Annotated in this window: 20 protein-coding genes; 14 read left to right on the top strand and 6 right to left on the bottom strand. The window is 70.5% G+C overall.

Annotated features, from left to right (window positions below; all coding sequences use genetic code 11):
• Window positions 1–17 precede the first annotated feature (17 nt).
• The 4 genes from qcrC (at window position 18) to ABD671_RS04290 (ending at window position 4,997) form a co-directional block, all read left to right on the top strand.
• The gene (gene qcrC / locus ABD671_RS04305) at window positions 18–893 is read left to right on the top strand and encodes a cytochrome bc1 complex diheme cytochrome c subunit (protein WP_344732004.1); all 876 of its coding nucleotides are present in this window, start codon (window positions 18–20) and stop codon (window positions 891–893) included.
• The gene (gene qcrA / locus ABD671_RS04300) at window positions 890–1,966 is read left to right on the top strand and encodes a cytochrome bc1 complex Rieske iron-sulfur subunit (protein ID WP_344732003.1); all 1,077 of its coding nucleotides are present in this window, start codon (window positions 890–892) and stop codon (window positions 1,964–1,966) included. The genes qcrC and qcrA overlap by 4 nt, the downstream gene beginning before the upstream one ends.
• A complete protein-coding gene (gene qcrB / locus ABD671_RS04295) occupies window positions 1,963–3,678 on the top strand; it encodes a cytochrome bc1 complex cytochrome b subunit (protein WP_344732002.1) in 1,716 nt (571 codons plus the stop codon). Before qcrA ends, qcrB begins: the two co-directional genes overlap by 4 nt.
• 128 nt (window positions 3,679–3,806) lie before the next feature.
• Entirely contained in the window at window positions 3,807–4,997 is a 1,191-nt protein-coding gene (locus ABD671_RS04290; protein ID WP_344732001.1) for a hypothetical protein, read from the top strand.
• 63 nt (window positions 4,998–5,060) lie between these two features.
• Here the strand turns inward: ABD671_RS04290 and ABD671_RS04285 are convergent, their stop codons facing one another.
• The 4 genes from ABD671_RS04285 to ctaC form a co-directional block, all read right to left on the bottom strand.
• On the bottom strand, window positions 5,061–6,275 hold the full coding sequence (locus tag ABD671_RS04285; RefSeq protein WP_344732000.1) for a L,D-transpeptidase: 1,215 nt from the start codon (window positions 6,273–6,275) through the stop codon (window positions 5,061–5,063).
• 203 nt (window positions 6,276–6,478) lie between these two features.
• A complete protein-coding gene (locus ABD671_RS04280) occupies window positions 6,479–6,895 on the bottom strand; it encodes a cytochrome c oxidase subunit 4 (protein ID WP_344731999.1) in 417 nt (138 codons plus the stop codon).
• On the bottom strand, window positions 6,895–8,640 hold the full coding sequence (gene ctaD, locus ABD671_RS04275; RefSeq protein WP_425574878.1) for an aa3-type cytochrome oxidase subunit I: 1,746 nt from the start codon (window positions 8,638–8,640) through the stop codon (window positions 6,895–6,897). Before ctaD ends, ABD671_RS04280 begins: the two co-directional genes overlap by 1 nt.
• Window positions 8,637–9,506: an aa3-type cytochrome oxidase subunit II gene (gene ctaC / locus ABD671_RS04270; RefSeq protein ID WP_344731998.1), complete on the bottom strand. Its 870-nt coding sequence runs from the start codon at window positions 9,504–9,506 to the stop codon at window positions 8,637–8,639. The genes ctaD and ctaC overlap by 4 nt, the downstream gene beginning before the upstream one ends.
• A 91-nt stretch (window positions 9,507–9,597) precedes the next feature.
• Here ctaC and ABD671_RS04265 point away from each other — a divergent pair, with 91 nt between their 5' ends.
• Window positions 9,598–10,755 carry a cysteine desulfurase family protein gene (locus tag ABD671_RS04265; RefSeq protein WP_344731997.1) on the top strand — a complete coding sequence of 386 codons (1,158 nt, stop codon included), beginning with the start codon at window positions 9,598–9,600 and terminating at the stop codon, window positions 10,753–10,755.
• Window positions 10,752–11,009, top strand: coding sequence for a sulfurtransferase TusA family protein (locus ABD671_RS04260; RefSeq protein WP_344731996.1), 258 nt, complete (start codon window positions 10,752–10,754; stop codon window positions 11,007–11,009). The genes ABD671_RS04265 and ABD671_RS04260 overlap by 4 nt, the downstream gene beginning before the upstream one ends.
• Before the next feature lie 192 nt (window positions 11,010–11,201).
• On the opposite strand, the gene ABD671_RS04255 is transcribed toward ABD671_RS04260, so the two are convergent.
• Window positions 11,202–12,134 (bottom strand): carbohydrate kinase family protein, encoded by a 933-nt coding sequence (locus tag ABD671_RS04255; RefSeq protein ID WP_344732216.1) that lies wholly within the window; start codon window positions 12,132–12,134, stop codon window positions 11,202–11,204.
• Between the two features lie 73 nt (window positions 12,135–12,207).
• Window positions 12,208–12,552 carry a helix-turn-helix domain-containing protein gene (locus ABD671_RS04250; RefSeq protein WP_344731995.1) on the bottom strand — a complete coding sequence of 115 codons (345 nt, stop codon included), beginning with the start codon at window positions 12,550–12,552 and terminating at the stop codon, window positions 12,208–12,210.
• 92 nt (window positions 12,553–12,644) lie between these two features.
• Here ABD671_RS04250 and ABD671_RS04245 point away from each other — a divergent pair, with 92 nt between their 5' ends.
• The 8 genes from ABD671_RS04245 to ABD671_RS04210 form a co-directional block, all read left to right on the top strand.
• Window positions 12,645–12,833, top strand: coding sequence for a helix-turn-helix domain-containing protein (locus ABD671_RS04245; protein ID WP_344731994.1), 189 nt, complete (start codon window positions 12,645–12,647; stop codon window positions 12,831–12,833).
• On the top strand, window positions 12,830–13,255 hold the full coding sequence (locus ABD671_RS04240) for a hypothetical protein (protein ID WP_344731993.1): 426 nt from the start codon (window positions 12,830–12,832) through the stop codon (window positions 13,253–13,255). The genes ABD671_RS04245 and ABD671_RS04240 overlap by 4 nt, the downstream gene beginning before the upstream one ends.
• Window positions 13,252–13,848 carry a hypothetical protein gene (locus ABD671_RS04235; RefSeq protein ID WP_344731992.1) on the top strand — a complete coding sequence of 199 codons (597 nt, stop codon included), beginning with the start codon at window positions 13,252–13,254 and terminating at the stop codon, window positions 13,846–13,848. The genes ABD671_RS04240 and ABD671_RS04235 overlap by 4 nt, the downstream gene beginning before the upstream one ends.
• Window positions 13,849–14,227: 379 nt before the next feature.
• The gene (locus ABD671_RS04230) at window positions 14,228–14,602 is read left to right on the top strand and encodes a hypothetical protein (RefSeq protein ID WP_344731991.1); all 375 of its coding nucleotides are present in this window, start codon (window positions 14,228–14,230) and stop codon (window positions 14,600–14,602) included.
• A gap of 11 nt (window positions 14,603–14,613) precedes the next feature.
• Window positions 14,614–15,027 carry a VVA0879 family protein gene (locus ABD671_RS04225; RefSeq protein WP_344731990.1) on the top strand — a complete coding sequence of 138 codons (414 nt, stop codon included), beginning with the start codon at window positions 14,614–14,616 and terminating at the stop codon, window positions 15,025–15,027.
• Window positions 15,027–16,538: a ParB/RepB/Spo0J family partition protein gene (locus tag ABD671_RS04220; protein ID WP_344731989.1), complete on the top strand. Its 1,512-nt coding sequence runs from the start codon at window positions 15,027–15,029 to the stop codon at window positions 16,536–16,538. Before ABD671_RS04225 ends, ABD671_RS04220 begins: the two co-directional genes overlap by 1 nt.
• Window positions 16,535–16,897, top strand: coding sequence for a hypothetical protein (locus tag ABD671_RS04215; protein ID WP_344731988.1), 363 nt, complete (start codon window positions 16,535–16,537; stop codon window positions 16,895–16,897). Before ABD671_RS04220 ends, ABD671_RS04215 begins: the two co-directional genes overlap by 4 nt.
• Window positions 16,894–17,106, top strand: a 213-nt coding sequence (locus ABD671_RS04210) for a hypothetical protein (RefSeq protein WP_344731987.1), incomplete at its 3' end; no start/stop codon positions are given. The genes ABD671_RS04215 and ABD671_RS04210, both read left to right, overlap by 4 nt.

The raw sequence follows: 17,106 nt of genomic DNA, 5'->3' as shown, positions 1-17,106 counted from the left end.
CGAGGACAAGTCACATCGTGCGTCTTTTGAATCGATCCGCCGGCCGGCTCTCCCGGCACCGTCGGGGTCCCCTGGCCGGGCTCTTGCTGCTCGTCATCGGACTCGGTCTCACCGGCGGTCTCTACGCGACGTTCTCCCCGGCCCAGGCGGCCAAGGAGGACTCCCAGTCCATGAAGGTCGAGGAGGGCCGCAAGCTCTTCCTCGTCGGCTGCTCGTTCTGCCACGGCCAGAACGGCCAGGGCATCTCCACGATCGACGGCAACCAGCTCGGCCCGTCCCTCGTCGGCGTCGGTGCCGCGGCGGTCGACTTCCAGGTCGGCACCGGCCGCATGCCGATGGCGCAGCCGGGTGCCCAGGCGCCGCGCAAGAAGGTCGTCTACACCCAGGACGAGATCGACGCGATGGCCGCCTACGTGGCCTCGCTCGGCCCCGGCCCGTCGGTGCCGAACGCCTCCGACTACAGCCTCGACGGGCTCTCGGAGGAGGAGCGCCAGGCGGCGATCGTCCGCGGTGGCCAGATCTTCCTCACCAACTGCACGGCGTGCCACAACTTCGAGGGCTCCGGCGGTGCCATGCCGCGCGGCGGCTACGCCCCGAAGATCCGCGGCGTCGAGCCCCGCTACATCTACGAGGCCCTCCTGACCGGTCCGCAGAACATGCCGAGCTTCAGCAACGGCAACCTCTCGCCGGAGGAGAAGCGCGACGTCATCGCCTACCTCGGCTCGCTCAACGACGAGACCGGCTACGGCGGCTTCAGCATGGGCGGCCTCGGCCCGGTGGCCGAGGGCCTGTTCGCGTGGATCGTGGGTATCGGCGGTCTGGTCGGCTTCGCCGTCTGGATCGCGGCCCACACCACGCGCTCCTCGAAGAAGAAGAAGGAGGTCGCGGCGTGATCGACCACAGCGACAAGCTCCCCGAGCTCGCGGCCGAGGAGCCGATCCCGAACCCGGGCCTGCCCGAGCACCAGTGGCGTCCCACCGACGTCGACGAGAAGGCCGAGAAGCGCGCCGAGCGCCAGGTCGCGGCCCTGTTCGGCCTCTCGGCCGTGTGCACCGTGCTGTTCGTGGTCTCCTACCTGGCCTTCAAGGTCGGGGACGAGTGGGACTCCTCGCTCGGCCTGGGCGCCTCGAACGTGGCGCTCGGCCTGACCCTCGGTGGCGCACTGCTCTTCATCGGCGTCGGCGTGATCCAGTGGGCCCGCAAGCTCATGGGCGACCACGAGATGGTCGAGATGCGCCACCCCGCCGCCTCCTCGCAGGAGGACCGCGAGGCCACGATCGCGGCTCTGCAGGCAGGCCTGGAGGAGTCCGGCATCGCCCGGCGACCCCTCATCCGCAACTCGCTCCTCGGCGCGGTCGGCCTCCTCGGCGCGCCCGCGATCGTCCTGCTGCGCGACCTCGGTCCGCTGCCGGGCGACAAGCTGAAGAGCACGATCTGGACCAAGGGCATGCGCGTCGTGCGCGATGTCGTCGGTACCCCGATCAAGGCCGCCGATCTCGAGATCGGCGACCTCGTGAACGCAGCACCCGAGGCCCTCTTCCCGACGGAGGAGAACGGCTACCCCGAGATCGAGGGTGTCGAGCTCAACCAGCAGAAGGCCAAGGGTGCCGTCATCGTCGTCCGCATGGAGCCGACCGAGCTGAAGCCCGGTCGGGGCCGTGAGAACTGGGACGTCGACGGCATCGTCTGCTACTCCAAGATCTGCACCCACGTCGGGTGCCCGATCTCGCTCTACGAGCGCACCACGCACCACGTGCTGTGCCCCTGCCACCAGTCGACCTTCGATCTGGCCGACTCCGCCCGGGTGGTCTTCGGGCCCGCTGCCCGCCCCCTGCCCCAGCTGCCGCTTGCAGTCGACAGCGAGGGCTACATCATCGCCCAGAGTGACTTCCTCGAGCCGGTCGGCCCGAGCTTCTGGGAACGAGACAGCAAGGACATCGGCGACCAAGGCGAGGCTGATCTATGAGCATCGACACCAGCAGGGTCGCGTCGAGCAACCGCACGACGCCGGCCAGCGCCAGCAAGCCGAACCGAGCCGGAGCCGTGGCCACCTGGGCCGACGAGCGTCTGGGCCTCGGTACGGCGATGAAGAAGAACCTGCGCAAGGTCTTCCCCGACCACTGGTCCTTCATGTTGGGCGAGATCGCCCTGTGGAGCTTCGTGGTCCTCCTCCTGTCGGGCATCTTCCTCACGCTCTGGTTCACCCCGAGCATGGGCGAGGTCACCTACCAGGGCTCCTACGACCAGCTCCGCGGCATCCCCATGTCCGAGGCGTACGCCTCGAGCCTGCACATCTCCTTCGATGTGCGCGGCGGACTGCTGATGCGTCAGATGCACCACTGGGCGGCCATGCTCTTCGTCGCCTCGATGATGGTGCACCTGCTCCGCGTGTACTTCACCGGCGCCTTCCGCAAGCCGCGTGAGCTCAACTGGGTCATCGGCTCGCTGCTGCTGCTGCTCGGCACCCTCGAGGGCTTCACCGGCTACTCGCTGCCCGACGACCTGCTCTCGGGCACCGGTATCCGCGCCGCCGACGGCTTCATGAAGTCGATCCCGGTCGTGGGCACCTACCTGTCGTTCTTCCTCTTCGGCGGCGAGTTCCCCGGCGAGGCGATCATCCCGCGGCTCTACATCATCCACGTGCTGCTGATCCCGGGTCTGCTGCTCGCGCTCATCGCGGCCCACATGCTGCTGCTCGTCTACCACAAGCACACGCAGTGGCCCGGTCCCGGCCGCACCGAGGAGAACGTCGTCGGCTACCCGATGCTCCCGGTGTACGCCGCCAAGGCCGGTGGCTTCTTCTTCATCGTCTTCGGCGTCACCGCGATCATGGGCGGTCTGCTCTCGATCAACCCGGTGTGGAAGTTCGGCCCCTACGACCCGACCAAGGTCACGGCCGGCTCGCAGCCCGACTGGTACATGGGGTGGCCCGACGGCGCGCTGCGCATCATGCCCGGCATCGAGTCCCACTTCTGGGGCCACACGATCGCCTGGAACGTCTTCCTGCCGATCATCATCCTGCCGGGCCTGATGTTCACGATCCTCATGCTCCTGCCGTTCCTGGAGTCCTGGATCACCGGCGACAAGCGTGAGCACCACCTGCTCGAGCGTCCGCGCAACGCCCCCACCCGCACGGCCCTGATGGTCTCGCTGATGACCTTCTACGGCCTGCTGTGGGCGGCCGGCGGCAACGACATCATCGCCATCAAGCTGCACGCCAGCATCAACGCGATCACCTACTTCATGCGCGTGGCCGTCTTCGTCGGCCCTGCCCTGGCGTTCGTGATCACCCGTCGCTGGTGCATCTCGCTGCAGCGTCACGACGAGCAGAAGCTGCTCCACGGCTACGAGACCGGCATCATCATGCGCTCGGCCGAGGGTGGCTACAGCGAGCGTCACCTGCCCCTGTCGGAGGAGGCTGCGTACAAGCTCACCGCGCGCGACCGCGACGAGGTGTACGTCCCGCAGCTCAAGGTCGACGAGAACGGCGTGGCCGCCCCGGTCACCCGCCTCGAGGCCCTGCGCGGCAAGCTCTCCGAGCTGTGGTTCGCCGACACCGTGCAGAAGCCGACCACCGAGGAGATCGAAGAGGCCAAGCACCACTTCGAGCACGAGCTCCACGGGGCCGACGAGCACGACACCGTCGAGGCGATCGAGGGCGGCAGCCGCAGCCACTGACACCTCGTGCGACCATAGGGGGCCGATCCGGAAGGATCGGCCCCCTTTCGCATGTGCGCGGCACGATCTGAGGGGGCCGCCTCCGGTCCACCTGCCCCACCCACGCCCTACTCGGAGGGTCCTCACCCATGCGCGTCCTGCGCTGGGCGCCAGCGACGGCGCTCCTCGTGTTCTTGTCCATCCGGCTGCTCGACCTGGCGCTGTTCGCCTACTTCGGCCACCACCAGGCGCCCCTCCAGGCGGGAAGCGGCGCCGTCTTCCCGGCCCAGCGCAGCGGTGACGGGCTCGCCGACATCCTCACGAGCTGGGACGGCCAGTGGTACCGCCGAATCGCGGAGGAGGGCTACCCGCGGACGCTTCCGACGGATCACGGTGTCGTGGTCCAGAACGCCTGGGCGTTCTACCCGGCCATCCCCCTGCTCGTCGGTGCGACGACTGCGCTCACCGGCCTCCCCTTCGCGTGGGCGGCCTGCGTGCTCGATCTGGCCTGTGCCTGCGCCGCCGTCGTGGTGCTGCACCGCATGGTCGCCCGGCACTCCTCCCCCACCGCCGCCACGTGGACCGTCATCGGGCTCGCGATCGCTCCCGCCGCCCCGGTCGTCCTCATGGCCTACACCGAAGGGCCGGCCCTCCTGGTGCTGGCGCTCGCCCTGGAAGCGCTCAGCAGGGAGCGGTACCGCAGCGCCGCCGCCTGGACCCTCGTGCTCGGGCTCGTACGTCCGATCGCCCCCGCGATCGGTCTGACTGCGGTCGGGCTGGCGCTCATACGTCGGCGGAGGTCGACATCACCAGAGCCGGACTGGCGTGGTGCGACGCTCGTCGCGGGAACCTCGCTCGTCTCCTTCGCGGTCTGGCCGCTCACGGCCGCTCTCGTGACCGGCCGCGCCGATGCCTACACCGCCACGCAGGCGAACTGGCTCGCCGACTCCGCGGCGCTCGTGGACCGCTCCTGGCTGCTCAGCGCCGTGTCCCTGCAGCGACCGGCGCTCAGCCTCGCGGTCGCCCTCGCCGCCGTGACCCTCATCTGGCTGGTCTCGCGCCGGGCGGCGCGTGCGGCGTGGCCCGCCGAGCTGCGGGCCTGGGCGGTCGCCTACGCCTTCTTCATCGCCCTCAGCACGCGCCCCGTCTCCAGCATCACCCGCTACCTGCTGCTGACCGTCGTGCCGTGGTGGCCCGCACCCGAGATCGCGACGCGACCGCGAGCGATCCAGGTGCTGGGGATGATCCTCGCGGTGCTGGTCGCGGTGCTGGGGCACACGTGGTGGATCGCGATCTACGTGCGATCGACGGTCACGGGCCCCTCCCCCAGCTTCCCCTGAACCCGCAAGGCCGCCCGGCAGGCGCAGCCGGTCAGGGCGTCGTGGACGGCCGGGGAGGGAGGCTCAGCCCAGCGCCGAGGCCTTCTGGTAGGCCGCGAACGACTCGTTCCAGTCGCCGTAGCCGTTGTCGAGGGTCATCGGACGGTCGGTGCCGGTGGTCTCCACGACGTCGCCTCGACGACTGAGGTCGTAGAGCCACTTCGCGTTGTCGGTGCTCATGCCGGTGCAGCCGTGGCTGACGTTCGCGTAGCCCTGGGAGCCGACCGACCACGGAGCGGCGTGGATGAACTCACCGGAGTAGGTCAGTCGCATCGCCCACTGCACGTTGTCGAGGTCGTAGGCCTCCGAGCCGGTGATGCCGACGGTCTCGGAGTTCATGCGCTTGGAGGCGAACTTCTCGATGATCACCTTGACCCCGGAGCGGGTGGTGAAGCCGGGCTTGCCGGTGGTGATCGGGATGGTGCGCACGAGCTTGCCGTTGCTGAAGACCTTCATCTGGTGGGTCTGCGCGTCGACCTTGTAGATGTGGGCGTCGCCGACCTGGAAGTTGACCTCGCGGTCCTCCTGGCCGTAGATGCCCCCGCCGGCCGGCACGCTGTTGACGTCGACGGCGACGTGCACGTCGGTGCCGGCCTTCCAGTAGGTGCGCGGACGCCAGTGCACCTCGGTGTCGCTGAGCCAGTGCCAGGATCCGGCCTGGGCCGGGGTGGAGGTCACCGTCATGTGCTTCTCCATGGAGGCGCGATCGGTGACCGGGACGTCGAAGGTGACGATGACGGGCATGCCGACACCCACGGTCTCGCCCTCGAGCGGCGCGATGGAGGCGTAGGTCTGCTGGTCGAGGGTGAGTGCCTGGGTGCGGAACCGGGTGAGGGTGCGCACCGGCGTGCCGTCCTCGGAGTCGGCGAGGGTGCGGACGCGGTAGGTGGCCCCCGGCTCGAGGAGCTGGTCGGCGGTCCAGGTGCTGCCGTTCACCGTCCCGGTGATCGTGCCCGCGCTGGAGGCGACGCTGACCTGCTTGAGCGTGCCGCCCTTCGCCACGGCGGTCAGCCGGGTGTCGACCCGCACGTCCTCCTCGCCGTCGCCGACGTTGAGGGTGACCACCGGAGCCGAGGTCTCGGCCGCGGCACCCGTGGTCTGCGGCGAGGCGGCGGGATCGGACTCCTGCGAGGCCGCACCGGTCGAGCCGCCGAAGTCGCAGGAGGCGAGGGAGGCCGCGACGGGAACCACGGCGAGTGCGAGCGCGAGACGCTGCAGGCGGGTCAGGTGCGTGGACATCGGTACGGGCTCCCGGGATCTCGGTGTCGGTCGGTCTGCTGCGGAGACGTCGCGCGGCGGCGGTCGGTTGTCGTCGACGAGGATCGCTTCCGGAGCGGTGACCCGTCTCCAGGGTAAAGGTCCTCGAGGACATTCCCCGACTCGGCATGCGACGAGGGCCCCCCGGAACTCCGGAGGGCCCTCGTCGGGGACGTCAGCAGTACTCAGTGAGCGTGCTCGCCCCGGTAGTACTCGAACACCAGGCCGCAGACGGCGATCGCGCCGATGACGCCGCCGATGATCGCGAGCCACCAGGCCTTCATCGCCAGCGCGAACACGATGACGCCGAGCGTCAGCGCCGCCCAGAGCGGCCACCACGAGTAGGGCGGGAAGAAGCCCAGCTCGCCGGCGCCGTCGGCGATCTCGGCGTCCTTGCGGTCCTCCGGACGGGGGTCCATCCGGCGGGCCTGGAAGCCGAGGTAGAAGGTGACCATCGCGGTCAGCAGGGTCGTCATCGTCAGGGCCGAGGTGCCGGTCCAGTCGCCTCCGTGCTCGGAGGAGTCGGTCACCAGCCAGTAGGCCGGCGTGACCAGCACCAGGAAGACGGTGCAGACCGCGAAGATCCAGGTCTCGGACTTCATCAGGCGTCGCCCTCCCGCTCGTTCTCGTTGAGGAGGTCGTCGATGTGCTCGGCGCGACCCTCCATGTTGGGGGCGTCGACGCCGACGCCGTCACCGTTCTCCTCCAGGTCCAGCGCCGCGATCTCCGGGTGGTGGAGGTCGAAGGCCGGCGACTCCGAGCGGATGCGCGGGATCGTGTGGAAGTTGTGGCGCGGCGGCGGGCAGGACGTCGCCCACTCCAGCGAGCGGCCCCAACCCCACGGGTCGTCCATCTCGACCAGCGGGTTCCGCCGCGAGACGTAGACGTTGTAGAAGAACGGCAGCATCGAGAGGCTGAGCAGGAACGCGCCCACCGTCGAGATCTGGTTCAGCGTGGTGAAGCCGTCACCGGGCAGGTAGTCGGCGTACCGCCGCGGCATGCCCTCGACACCCAGCCAGTGCTGGACCAGGAAGGTCGTGTGGAAGCCGATGAAGAGCAGCCAGAAGTGCAGCTTGCCCAGGCGCTCGTCGAGCATCCGGCCGGTCATCTTGGGCCACCAGAAGTAGAAGCCCGCGAACATCGCGAACACCACGGTGCCGAAGACGACGTAGTGGAAGTGGGCCACCACGAAGTAGGAGTCGGAGACGTGGAAGTCCAGCGGCGGGCTGGCCAGGATGATGCCGGTGAGACCACCGAAGAGGAAGGTCGTGAGGAAGCCGATCGACCACAGCATCGGGGTGTCGAAGCTCAGGGATCCGCCCCACATCGTGCCGATCCAGTTGAAGAACTTCACGCCGGTGGGCACCGCGATGAGGAAGGTCATGCCGGAGAAGAACGGCAGGTCGACCGCGCCGGTGACGAACATGTGGTGGGCCCACACGGCGACCGAGAGGATCGCGATGCCGAGCGTGGCGCCGACCAGGCCGATGTAGCCGAAGATCGGCTTGCGGCTGAAGACCGGCAGGATCTCGGTCACGATGCCGAAGAACGGCAGCGCAATGATGTAGACCTCCGGGTGGCCGAAGAACCAGAACAGGTGCTGCCACAGGATCGGGCCGCCGTGGGCGGCGTCGAAGACGTGCGCGCCCAGCTGGCGGTCGGCCTCGAGGGAGAGCAGCGCGCCGGCGAGCACCGGGAACGCGATCAGCACCAGGAGGCTGGTGATGAGGGTGTTCCAGGTGAACAGCGACATCCGGAACATGGTCATGCCCGGGGCACGCATGCAGATGATCGTGGTGATGAAGTTGACCGCACCGAGGATCGAGCCCAGACCGGCCATCCACAGACCCATGATCCACAGGTCACCGCCCACGCCCGGGCTGCGGACGGCGTCCGAGAGCGGGGTGTAGGCGAACCAACCGAAGTCGGCCGCGCCCTGCGGGGTCAGGAAGCCGGAGGCCGCGATGAGGCCGCCGAACAGGAACAGCCAGTAGCTGAACATGTTGAGCCGCGGGAACGCGACGTCGGGCGAGCCGATCTGCAGCGGCATGATCACGTTGGCGAAGCCGAAGAACAGCGGCGTCGCGAACAGCAGCAGCATGATCGTGCCGTGCATCGTGAACAGCTGGTTGTAGACCTCGTCGTTCACGACCTGCTGGCCCGGGTAGGCCAGCTCGCTGCGGATGAGCAGCGCCATGATGCCGCCGATGATGAACCAGGCGAACGAGGTCACCAGGTACATCTTCCCGATCAGCTTGTGATCGGTCGTCGTCATCATGCGGACGAGCTGCTGGCCGAGCGGCTTGCGCCGCTCGATGGTCACGGTGGGACTGGCGACGGCGGTCACTCGGTCTCTCCCTCGGTCGGAAGGCCTGCCTGGGTCGTGGCGTCGGATCCGCCCAGCAGGGGCTGGTCGGACACGTAGCCATCGGCGACGCGCTCCTGGAGGTAGGCGTCATAGTCGGCGGGCGAGACGATCTTCACGTTGAAGAGCATCCGCGAGTGGTAGACGCCGCAGAGCTCGTAGCACTTGCCGGCGAAGGTGCCGGTGCGCTTCGGCGTCACCTGGAAGGAGTTCGTGCGGCCCGGGATGACGTCCATCTTGATGAGGAAGCCCGGGACGCCGAAGTCGTGGATCACGTCGGGAGAGGTGAGCTGGAACCGGGTGATCTCGCCGACCGGGAGCACCAGCGTCGGGATGTAGGACGCCGTGCCGCTCTCGTAGGCGAACTTCCCGTTCGGCAGCGGGTAGTTGAAGGTCCAGCTCCACTGCTGGCCGACGACCTGCACGATCTGGTCGGGCTTGGCGTCCTCGTCGAGCACGATGTTCTGCACGCGCACCGTGTGGGCGAAGAACACGATCACCATCATCACCGGGGCGATCGTGTAGAAGATCTCCAGCGGGAGGTTGTAGCGCGTCTGGACGGGGATCTCGTCGTCGCTGCGACGGCGGTACTTGACCACCACCCACGCGATGAGGCCCCAGACGATGACGCCGGTGACGAGGGCGGCGATCCAGGCGCCGCGCCACAGGTCCAGCGTGCTCTGACCCTGCTCGGTGACGGGGTCGGGCATCGCGAGACGCTTCCATTCGCCCGTGGTCTCGGACGAGCATCCGGCCAGGGCCAGGATGCCGATCAGCACGGCGGGCAGGGCGACGAGACGACGGACGCCTCGGTTACCTGCGGCGCGCCGGGGGAGCTGCAGACTCAACGGCTGAGCCTTCCTCTCAAGCGTTCTTAACGGCTTTCACAGTACCGGAGCCGGGGCGGGCGGAAGGCAGCGGGGCCGGTACCGTTCCAGTGTGCGGTCATCGCAGGACGTTAGGCCAGGGCCCATAGGCCCGACGGGGCCGTCCGATCTGGACGCCGCGGCCTCCACAGCCCTCCATCCGGCCGCCCGCGAGACCCTGCTCGCAGCCCTCGATCACGGCTGGGCCGACCCCCGCAGGCTGCACAAACAGGCGCGGGACGCCCGCCTGCTCCTCGACAACGCGCGCGAGGTCGTGGCCGCGGAACTGGGCCTGCGACGCGACGATGTGACGTTCACCTCATCGGGCACCGACGCCGTCCATCGGGGCCTCCTCGGCCTGCGGCTGGCGCGCTCGCGGGTGGGCCGGCACGCCCTCGCGAGCGCCGTCGAGCACTCCGCCGTCCTGCACGCTCTGGAGTGGGCCGCGGCGACCGACGGGGGGTCGCACGACCTGGTGGCGGTCGACCGGCACGCCCGGGTCGACCCCGACGCCGTGCGCGAGGCCCTCTCCCCCACCACCGCCGTGGTCGCGGTCCAGGCCGCCAACCACGAGGTCGGCACCCTGCAGCCCGTGACCGCCGTCGCCGAGGCCATCGGCGACGTCCCGCTCTTCGTCGACGCCTGCGCGGCGGTCGGACACGTCGACCTGCCCGCGGGCTGGGCGGCGGCGGCCGCCTCGGCCCACAAGTGGGGCGGGCCCGCGGGCGTGGGTCTGCTGCTCCTGCGCCCGGGCACGCGCTGGCGTTCGCCCTTCCCCGCCGACGACCGGGTCGACCCGCGATCGAGCGGCTTCGAGAACGTGCCGGCCGCGCTGGCGGCCGCCGCCGCGCTCCGGGCGGTCGGCACGGAGCGCGCCGAGGTCGCGGCCCGGCAGCGGCGGCTCATCGACCGCGTGCGAGGGGTGGCGGCCGGCATCGAGGACGTCGACGTGGTCGGCGACCCCGACGAGCGGCTCCCCCACCTCGTCACCTTCTCCTGCCTCTACCTAGACGGCGAAGCGCTCGTGACCGCCCTCGACCGGCGCGGGTTCGGCGTGGCGAGCGGATCGGCCTGCACGGCCTCGACGCTCGAGCCGAGCCACGTGCTGGCCGCGATGGGCGCGCTCACCCACGGCAACGTGCGCCTCTCGCTGCACCGCGACACCGACGAGGAGACCGTGGAGGCCTTCTGCCGGGCGCTGCCGGAGGTCGTCGCGGAGCTGCGGCGATGAGCGGGTCGACCGGGCTGCCGGCGACCGCCGATCTGGAGCTGGACTGCCGCGGGGAGCCCTGCCCGCTGCCGGTGATCCGGCTCGGGCGCCGCTACACGGAGTTCGCGCCGGGGGCGGTGCTCGCGGTCGTTGCCGACGACGTCGCCGCCCGCTACGACGTCCCGGCGTGGTGCCGCATGCGCGGCCAGGAGTACCTGGGCGAGGACGTCGCCGAGGACGGTGTCGCGCGGTACTGGGTGCGGCGCACCCTCTGAGCCGTCAGCGCGGGATCGCCCAACCCCGGCTCAGCCTGGATCCACCGGTGCGCCGCGTAGCGAGCGGCACCAGGCGGGTGGCCTGGCAAGGCGCCGGCGCGACGGCGGTCTGGTTGCACCATCAAGCGTCGGCAACGAAGCCAGGGCGCCCGGATGGTGTCGCGCAGTAGCGGGGAACCGGTGGATTCAGGCTCAGCCCAGGTGCGGCGCGATCTCCTCGGCGGCGGCGTCCCCGTAGGAGGCGCGCACCCGGGCCACGAACTGCTCGGCGGTGAAGGAGTACTCCTGGGTGCCGACGGTCTCGACGACGTAGGCGGCGAGCACGCAGCCGACCTGGGCGGCACGCTCCAGGCCCAGACCCCAGGCGGTCGCGGCGAGGAAGCCGCCGCGGAAGGCGTCGCCGACGCCGGTCGGCTCGACCGCGGTCACCCCGGCCGCGGCCGCCACGACGACGTCGTCCTCGCCCGCACGGCGGATCCGCACCCCCGCGGCCCCCAGCGTCGTCACCTGGACGCCGACCCGCGCGAGCACCTCCTCGGCGCTCCATCCGGTCTTCTGCTCGATGAGGTGCGACTCGTACTCGTTGGAGAACAGGATCGCCGCACCGTCGACGAGCGGGCGGATGAGGTCGCCGTCGCTGAACGCGAGCTGCTGGCTGGGGTCGGCGATGAAGCGGTATCCGCGCTGCCGGCACTCCTCGGTGTGGCGCAGCATGCCCTCGGGGTCGTCGGCGCCGATCAGCACGTAGGCCGGCTCGCCGACCTTCGCGACGATGGGGGCCAGCTCGATGAGCCGCGCCTCGCTCATGGCGCCCGCGTAGAACGAGGCGAACTGCGCCATGGTCGTGTCGGTGGTGCACACGAACCGGGCGGTGTGCTTGGACTCCGAGACCCGCACGTGGTCGCACACGACGCCGTGGCGCTCGAGCCAGGAGCGGTACTCGACGAAGTCCTCGCCGGCCGCGCCGACCAGCACCGGGCGCAGGCCCAGCCGGGCCAGGCCGAAGCAGATGTTCGGGCCGACGCCGCCGCGTCGGATCTCCAGGTCGTCGACGAGGAAGGAGACCGAGAGCTTGTCGAGCTGCTCGACGACGAGGGACTCCTCGAAGCGTCCGTTGAAGGTCATGAGGTGATCGGTGGCGATGGAGCCGGCGATCAGCAGCGGGGCGTGCGGTGTGGGTTCGGACACCCGGCGAAGACTACCGACCGATACGGCGGTGGCCCCTGTTGACCTTCTGCTCGGTGAGCTCGGCGAGCGCGGCATCGGAAGCGCCGGCGGCCGCGCCGCCGTCCGGCCCGCTGGGGTCAGTGACCCCACCTTCGAGCCACGCGAGATCGACCCCCGTAGCGAGCGCCCACGCGATCAGTGCAGGTCGGCGGGGCTTGTACCGGTCGCCCTCGTAGTTGTTGATCGTCTTCTCGGAGATGCCGGCGGCCACTGCGAGCTCGGCGACGGTGTAGCCCGCCGAGACGCGGGCCTTGCGTAGAAGGTCGCCCTGAGTCCAAGTCGGGATGCGACCGCTGATTGTCGGCTGCGTGGTCATATGTCGAAGTTACGACAAGTTGCGCGGTTGCGCAAGAAAATCCGGGCGCGCCCCATTGCAGACAACTTGCGTAATCACGTAACTTCCCCGCCATGCCGACCAACTTCGCCGAGGAGCAGTTGAACGTCGCAGAGGCCGCCAAGGAGCTCTGCGTGTCTCCGCGCACCGTGCAGTACCGCATCGCCAACGGCAAGCTCAAGGCCACCAAGGTCGGCGCCGGCAAGACGTCGGCCTACCTCATCGCCCGCTCCGAGGTCGACCGCGCGAAGGCCGCGTCGTGAGCGCCTTCGACGCCTCCGGGCTCCCGGTCGGGAACGACTGCGACGAGCGCCACCCGGCGACCGGGCGCCGTTGCATCCGGCTCGCTGGCCACACCGATCCGCGGCACTACGCGATCGGGACCTCGAACTCCCTGGAGTACTTCACCCCCGCGGCCGTGGTCGCGGCGGTGTTCCAGCCTCCGGTTGACCGAGCCGTCGACGTCGTCCCCGAGAACGTCGCGGCTACCGGCGGTCCCGGAGTGGGTGCGGCGGCGCTGGAGGGCGCCGCCGCACCCTGCATCCCGGTCCACGAGTGGACTCCCGCGCCGGGCTGGAAGATCACCCCGTTCGGCGCGATCGCGATCGTCGCGCCGGCCGCGGCCGCGGTGCTGTGGTGGGTCCTCGACGTCGCTCGCGGCCTGGTCTCCGGAGCGATCCGATGACCGCCCGCACCCTTGTCGTCGGCCTGGTCGGCGAGGCCACCGCCGAGCAGCTCGACGTCCTCCGCCAGCTGGGCGACCGGCTCGGCGTCGAGGTGGCCGTGATCGACGGTTGCTCAGCCCTCGCGCTGTTCGAGGGCGTCGACGCGGTCAGCCAGGGCCGCGAGACGTTCGGTGAGCGCATCGAGGTTCTCAAGGACTCGTTGCAGCGTTCCAACGATGACCTTCGTGTTCTTCACGGTGAGCTGGGTCGTCTCGCTCTGCTCCTCGAGCAGCGCCAGGAGCTGCTCGACGTCACGCGCACTGATCTCCGCCATGGGGATCTCCTGTCTTCGGTTGTGGGGACTTCCGAAGGTACGAGCGTGGCGGGACCCGAGGGTCCCGCCACGCCGTTCGGTCCCTCGCCGCACCCGAGCCGCCCAGTCCCGGCGTCGCTCGCGCAGTGGCTCGACCAGTTGCTCCCGGACGGGGAAGCGATCGAGCGCCGCATGCGGGAGCTCGAGGAGCGCTTGGAGCGACTGCTCGAGCGCAGGTCCAAGGCGATCAGCGATGCCATCGCCGCGAACGCTGACCGCCGCCTGGGACGGCGCCAGTGAGCGCCCGCGAGCTGGTCCGTCGGGGTTCACGTCACCGGCCCGCGCTGCTGCTGGCGCGGCCGGAACGAAGGACGCCGTCCACTGCCGGTGACCTCCGTGCACCGGTGCGCGTCCTGCCCCGGCGGACCTTCCCCACCTCGAGCTCCGTGCGCCCGATCTCGGGGACGCACGGCACAGCGGCCGCGGCCGCCGTCCGGCTGCACCGACCCGCACGCCGCGCAGCGTGCGCCCGCAGACCGGCACGACCCGCGGCCACCCCCGGCCGGCACGGCGGCGCCTCCCTCCCTCCCGCGTCGCCGTGCCGGCCACCCCACGACCTCCAGCTGTGAGGCCTGAACCGCCCGCACCGCAGCACCCGCTACCGATCAAGGAGCCCCCCTTGAGCATCGACATCCAGACAGGCCCCGACGCCGGCGTGACCGCTGGCGAGGCGGCCCGCGACGAGGGCATGGCGACCGCCGTGTACGCCGCCGACCCGCGGGTGATCCTGGCGATCGACGCCGCGATCGCCCGCGCGAACGCCTCCGCACGCCCCTGGTCAGCCAACACGATCCGGAAGGCCTGCCCTGAACCGGGCTCGCAAGGCCTGATCGGCGCCCGGGTCCGCGCGGCCGCGACCCGCCGCCCGGTCGAGCAGATGCCCGTGGGCTACGAGCCCTCGGACCTGCCCTCGACCCACGCCCACCCGATCCGGGTGTGGCTCGGCGTGGAGGCCTACCGCGCCGCCTACCCCAACCGTCCGATCCCGGAGTGAGGAACACCGCCATGACCGACTACACCGCCGAAGAGCTGGTGGACACGATGATCGCGCGATTCGGCCGCGACGAGGACACCTGGTCCTTCACCTGCCCTTCCTGCGGGGACCGCGCGACCCTGGTCGACTTCCGACGAGCGCTGGCCGAGCACCCCCGCACTAGGTCCGGCACGCCGGTCGCCGCGGAGGACATCCACGGCCAGGAGTGCATCGGCCGAACCCTCGGCGCGCTGAACCGCACCGACGAGTCCCAGGCCCGGCTCCGCAACCAGGGCAAGGCCCGCGGCTGCACCTGGGCCGCCTACGGCCTGATCCCCGGCCCCGACTTCCTGATCCGCCCCGACGGGCGCCGGGTGCCGATGTTCGCGCCGTCCACGGTGCTCGCGCCGGTCGAGACCGTCGTCCCGATGGGCGGTGTCCTCTGATGGCCACGCCCGCGAAGAACACCACCCCGGCGAAGCGCACGACGTCCCGGCCGACCCCGGCCGAGCTGCCGGCCGAGTCCCGGTCCGCGCACCACACCGCCTACGACTCGATGCTCCTGCTCGACGACGTCCACCCGCACCCGAAGAACGTGCGCCGCGACGCGGCCGCGGACGCCGAGCTGGTCGAGTCGATCCGCGAGCAGGGCCTCCTCCAGCCGCTCGTCGTCGCACCGGTGTCCGACAGCGCCGGCTACGTCCTGATCGCCGGCCACCGGCGCCTCGACGGGCTGCTGAAGGCCGGGTACACCCACGGCCCCGCGGTGATCCGGCACGACCTGGTCACCGAGGCCGACCAGGTCGCCGCGATGCTGGTCGAGAACGGCCGCCGCAAGGACCTCACCCCGCTCGAGGAGGCCGAGGGCTACGGCCAGCTCCGTTTCGACTTCGGCTGGAAGCCCGGCGACATCGCGAAGGCGTCCGGCCACCACGTCGACACCATCAACAAGCGGCTGCGGCTGCTGAAGCTCGACGACAAGGTCAAGACCAACCTCCACCAGGGGCAGCTCACCCTCGACGACGCCCTCAAGGTCGCCGAGTTGCCCGCCGCCGAGCAGACGAAGGTGGCGAAGGCCGCCGGCACCAGCAACTTCCGGTGGGAGCTTGAGCAGGCCAAGAACCGCGCGAAGAACAAGGCCGCGTTCGACAAGAGGGTCGCGGAGCTCAAGGCCGACGGGATCCCCCAGGTGAAGCTCCCGGCCGGCTGCTCGGATGCCTGGTCCCCGCAGGCCCGCGAGGCCGGCATCACCCCGCTCAGCTCGACGTTCTCCGCGAACCACGCCGACCACCCCGGCTGCCTGGGCTGGTACGAGCGCAAGACGTGGGCCGGGTCCGAGGTGTCCTACGTGTGCACCAACAACGCCTCCCACGACCAGCAGCTCGACGAGCGCCGCGCCGCCGAGGCCGCCGCCGCGGACACCGCTCGCCGTGAAGCCGCCGAGGCCGAGGCCGCCAAGACCGTGGCCCGCAACCTCCGGGTCGACACCGTGCTGGCCGCGATCAAGCCCAGCACCAAGCTCGACCCGAGCCTGGTCGGTCTGCTCCGCGTCGTCACCCTGCACCTGCTCGACGACGCGGCCGCGGGCGCCTCCTGGCCGTATCGGATCGGCGAGCGGTACTTCGAGGTCGCCGGCATCCCCGACGACCAGCGATGGGGCATCGACCGGCTGTGGAAGGGCGAGGACCGCGACCTCTACCGGCACCACGTCGCGACCGCGATCCACGGCACCACCCAGGCGCTGCTGCGCACCTTCGCCACCCTCGCCGTGCTGATGGTCGAGGACGACGTCGACGCCACCGAGACCGCCGCCGGCACCCGGACGATCCAGCCACGGGAGAAGCTCGCCACCGTCACCGCCTACCTCGACTACCTCGAGCAGCTCGGCCACGACCCCACCGAGGACGACAAGGCCCACCGCGCGGCCGCCGAGCAGATCGACGAACTCCCCTCATGACCGGCCTCATGACCGGCCACCTCGACGGCCTGCTGCAGCTCCTCAGCGACCAGGTCGACCGGCACGGCCTCTACCTGATGTTCGCGACATTCGTCGGGTTCATCGTCCTCGCCGCCGTCATGTGGGGCGGCACCCCGCTCCTCCCCCACGACCACGACGACCTGGCCGACCACAGGGCCGACGAGCTGGCGCCGACACCCCTCGGTGGCCGTTCGCGCCGCTACTTCCAGTGCCCGTCCTGCGGCGCCCGCTCCCACCACCCCGCCGACCTGCGCCACGGCTACTGCGGCCGCTGCAAGGCCTACACCGGCCGCCCCGACGGCCTCGACATCCACACCGACCACCGGAGGACCGCATGACCACCGACCAGCCCACCGACGCCGACGCGCCCACCGACGAGGAGGTCGTGGTCCCCGACGAGGGGGTCGTGGTCCCCGACCACGGCCCCGACAGCGCCCTCTTCGACGAGACCGACCTGCCCCCGATCGAGGAGGCCGAGCTCGGGAAGCTGCTCGGGATCTTCTGCTGTGGCTGGATCTCCGGCTTCGTCTCCTCCGCCCTCACTGCC

The sequence above is a fragment of the Nocardioides fonticola genome (genome assembly GCF_039536805.1).
Classification (GTDB): Bacteria; Actinomycetota; Actinomycetes; order Propionibacteriales; family Nocardioidaceae; genus Nocardioides; species Nocardioides fonticola.
This window is presented reverse-complemented; position numbering and strand designations above follow the sequence as displayed.

What these genes read in the sequence shown, in the direction of transcription:
- qcrB (WP_344732002.1), top strand. Translation starts at nt 1,963, where the DNA reads ATGAGCATCGACACCAGCAGGGTCGCGTCGAGCAACCGCACGACGCCG.
- ABD671_RS04290 (WP_344732001.1), top strand. Translation starts at nt 3,807, where the DNA reads ATGCGCGTCCTGCGCTGGGCGCCAGCGACGGCGCTCCTCGTGTTCTTG.
- ABD671_RS04285 (WP_344732000.1), bottom strand. Translation starts at nt 6,275, where the DNA reads ATGTCCACGCACCTGACCCGCCTGCAGCGTCTCGCGCTCGCACTCGCC.
- ABD671_RS04280 (WP_344731999.1), bottom strand. Translation starts at nt 6,895, where the DNA reads ATGAAGTCCGAGACCTGGATCTTCGCGGTCTGCACCGTCTTCCTGGTG.
- ABD671_RS04260 (WP_344731996.1), top strand. Translation starts at nt 10,752, where the DNA reads ATGAGCGGGTCGACCGGGCTGCCGGCGACCGCCGATCTGGAGCTGGAC.
- ABD671_RS04255 (WP_344732216.1), bottom strand. Translation starts at nt 12,134, where the DNA reads ATGACCTTCAACGGACGCTTCGAGGAGTCCCTCGTCGTCGAGCAGCTC.
- ABD671_RS04250 (WP_344731995.1), bottom strand. Translation starts at nt 12,552, where the DNA reads ATGACCACGCAGCCGACAATCAGCGGTCGCATCCCGACTTGGACTCAG.
- ABD671_RS04245 (WP_344731994.1), top strand. Translation starts at nt 12,645, where the DNA reads ATGCCGACCAACTTCGCCGAGGAGCAGTTGAACGTCGCAGAGGCCGCC.
- ABD671_RS04235 (WP_344731992.1), top strand. Translation starts at nt 13,252, where the DNA reads ATGACCGCCCGCACCCTTGTCGTCGGCCTGGTCGGCGAGGCCACCGCC.
- ABD671_RS04225 (WP_344731990.1), top strand. Translation starts at nt 14,614, where the DNA reads ATGACCGACTACACCGCCGAAGAGCTGGTGGACACGATGATCGCGCGA.
- ABD671_RS04220 (WP_344731989.1), top strand. Translation starts at nt 15,027, where the DNA reads ATGGCCACGCCCGCGAAGAACACCACCCCGGCGAAGCGCACGACGTCC.
- ABD671_RS04215 (WP_344731988.1), top strand. Translation starts at nt 16,535, where the DNA reads ATGACCGGCCTCATGACCGGCCACCTCGACGGCCTGCTGCAGCTCCTC.